Annotated in this window: 3 protein-coding genes; all 3 read left to right on the top strand. The window is 30.4% G+C overall.

Annotated features, from left to right (window positions below; translation table 11 throughout):
- Window positions 1–144: 144 nt before the first annotated feature.
- The 3 genes from ES674_RS15285 to ES674_RS15275 all read left to right on the top strand — a co-directional run bounded on the left by ES674_RS15285 (window position 145) and on the right by ES674_RS15275 (window position 2,611).
- On the top strand, window positions 145–738 hold the full coding sequence (locus ES674_RS15285; RefSeq protein WP_148405514.1) for a DUF4145 domain-containing protein: 594 nt from the start codon (window positions 145–147) through the stop codon (window positions 736–738).
- A 364-nt stretch (window positions 739–1,102) separates the two neighbouring features.
- Window positions 1,103–1,768, top strand: a complete 666-nt coding sequence (locus ES674_RS15280) for a bacteriocin fulvocin C-related protein (protein ID WP_148405512.1) — start codon at window positions 1,103–1,105, stop codon at window positions 1,766–1,768.
- Window positions 1,769–1,780: 12 nt separating this feature from the next.
- Window positions 1,781–2,611, top strand: coding sequence for a TlpA family protein disulfide reductase (locus ES674_RS15275; RefSeq protein ID WP_148405510.1), 831 nt, complete (start codon window positions 1,781–1,783; stop codon window positions 2,609–2,611).
- The last annotated feature ends 137 nt before the right edge of the window (window positions 2,612–2,748 follow it).

The following is a 2,748-nucleotide window of genomic DNA, read 5'->3' as shown; positions in this document are numbered from 1 at the left end:
ACAACACTGTATATAAAAAATGCGTAGTTTAGTGCTTAATGAAAGGTAAGTGCGTACTTGCTTTCCTCCGATTTTCCTTCGGAAAATCCTCTGACACAAGTATGCACTTTTCATATACAAAACCGTTAGCAAATATTTAAAAAAATGAAATGGAATAACATCACGGAACTTAACTCGAAAGATTACAAATGTGGACATTGCGGCAAAGATATTGCTTCGAAAGAAGGATATAAGGCTACAACTGAAAATTATGGCAGAATGAGTAGTCAAAGTTATTCTATTGACGGTCAAATATATATTTGTCATTTTTGTGAAAAACCTACATTTTTTGATTATAATGATGAACAGTTTCCGGGAGCAATTTTTGGTAATTCAGTAAATTACATTTCTGATGACTTGGTTTCAAATTTATTCGAAGAGGCTCGAAGGTGTCATTCTGTGAATGCTTTTACATCATCTGTTATGTGTTGTAGAAAACTTTTAATGAATATATCTGTTTCGGAAGGAGCAAAAGAAGGATTGAGTTTTCAAGGTTATATAGATTATTTGGATAATAATGGATATGTTCCACCAAATGGAAAAACTTGGGTTGATAATATTAGAAAGCTTGGAAATACAGCTAATCATAAAATAGAAACTCAAAACGAAAATAATTCAAAACTGATACTTAATTTTACAAGTATGTTATTGAAATTTATTTATGAAATGCCAGGTTTATTAGAGAATTCAGCGGAATAAACATTTGCTAACAACGCATATAAAAAATAGCGAAAGTCCGAGCAAAAAACAAAGGCTCGAGAACTTTTTCGAAGTCGCCAAATTTTTAAATTTGGCTTTTTGAGAGAAAAAATAACAAGAAAAAAGTAAAAATTCGGCTTTTGTCTATCAGAATGGTAGTCGCCTATTTTCAACGCTACTTTTCATATGCAAACCGTTGGCAGCCATTTGAACAAAGACTCAGAACTTTTTAATGACCATCCGATTTACGGAATATTATTTAAATTATAAAATTGTTCTAAAGTAAAAAGTTCTCTTTAAAGCCACTTTTAAAGGTCTAAATCTAATCGCTCAAGACCTCAATGGAGCATTAAAATCAAACAATATGAAAATTTTTATTAAATGTTTACTGTTATTTTCTATCGCATTTGCCTACACTTCTTGCGATGTAGATGAAGAGATATGTTACAGCTGTAATCAGTCAGTCAACAATTGGGCTCAGGAAAATAAATCTGAAATTCTTAAAATGAATCGTGAAGATATCATTAAACTTTCAGGTGAAAAACAAAGAGCTGCATTCAGAGTACTTACTCCTTCAAAAAGAAAATCTGTTTGGAGAGATAAACTAAATCATTTAAAGCAAAAGCACAAAAAAAAAGAAGAACTTGAATTAATAGCGTATGTAGAAAGCCTAGTAAATGAATTATCATTTAAAAGGGAACTAACTGACAAAGAATATTATGTTATTGAAGAAAACCTCTTACCTTTAGTTGAAAGAGCTGGTTGGAGCAAGTCTGAAATGGTATATGCCTTTGGTACTTTACAAAACACCAAATCGAAAGAAGATAATGACTTTTTTAACAAAACTGATGGTGGCTCAATTGGAGGAGGTGGTTCTGGCCCTGGAGATGAACCAGATTGCAATTGCAAATGGGGTTGGTGCGGAAGTGGAGATGATTGCGAAAAGGATTCCTGCGATGAGACTAATTTAGGCTGTGGAGCATTGGGACTTGGCAGCTGTACAAAAATATGTGGAGGAAATCCTAACTAACAATTTCTTATAATGAAAACCATTTTAAAAAATATTTTTAACGCTTCTATAATCTTAATTATATACCTAATTTTATTAGCATTTATTACAAGTGACCATAAATGGCTCATGCTTATAATGCAGATATTTATAGTTGTATTATTTATAATATATAAGAAAAGTAAAAGTGAGAAAAAGTTTTTTATAAGCATTTTAACATTTATTGTAATTATTGCTTTCGGTATGGTTTTTGAAAAAGACATATCAAGAGGAGGTTTGTACCTCCTCTTTCTTCCCATAATATACATTTTAACTAAAAAGTCCTATGATAAAAAATGGTTAATCCCAATAATCCCAATAATTATTTTATTTAATAGTTTTGTAGTATTTCCTAATTATTTCGAATGGATAAAAAGCTTCAATTCCCCAGATAGTATCGGTACTGATATATCAAAACTTGATTTAGTTGATGAAAATGGAAGAAAAATAGTACTTCCTAGCGAAGGATATTTAGTTTTAGATTTTTGGACAACAAGCTGTAGTCAATGTTTTAAAAAATTCCCAATACTTGATGCGCTTTCAAATAAATATCAAGATGACATAAACTTTTACGCCATTAATGTTCCAACAAAAAAAGACAAAAATCTTGAACAGATTGTAGAACGAATTGAACGTGAAGGTTATAAATTCAACAAACTATATGCTACGAATCAAAAAGAAACTCAAAAATTACTTAATTTTAATCTTTACCCACAAATATTTTTTATTCAAGATGGAAAAGTTATAAATACCGAACTTCGTTTAAACAACTCGCTAGTGTATATAAGCAATCTGGAATATGAAATTCAAAGATTAATAAAATAAAAACGGCTGCCAACATCGTATCCTATGAAAAGCACTAGCCTAGTTCTCCAAAGTTAATATTTATTTTTTAATTATCTCATATTGATGATGGTGTGGTGTTGAAATGTTGATAATTCCGATAGGATTATCAATATTTC

It is taken from the genome of Bizionia myxarmorum (genome assembly GCF_008086205.1).
Taxonomy (GTDB): Bacteria; Bacteroidota; Bacteroidia; order Flavobacteriales; family Flavobacteriaceae; genus Algorimicrobium; species Algorimicrobium myxarmorum.
The sequence above is the reverse complement of the archived record's forward strand: the minus strand, read 5'-3'. Positions and strand labels throughout refer to the sequence as shown.

Coding starts and splice junctions, on each gene's coding strand:
- ES674_RS15285 (WP_148405514.1), top strand. CDS start 145: ATGAAATGGAATAACATCACGGAACTTAACTCGAAAGATTACAAATGT.
- ES674_RS15280 (WP_148405512.1), top strand. CDS start 1,103: ATGAAAATTTTTATTAAATGTTTACTGTTATTTTCTATCGCATTTGCC.
- ES674_RS15275 (WP_148405510.1), top strand. CDS start 1,781: ATGAAAACCATTTTAAAAAATATTTTTAACGCTTCTATAATCTTAATT.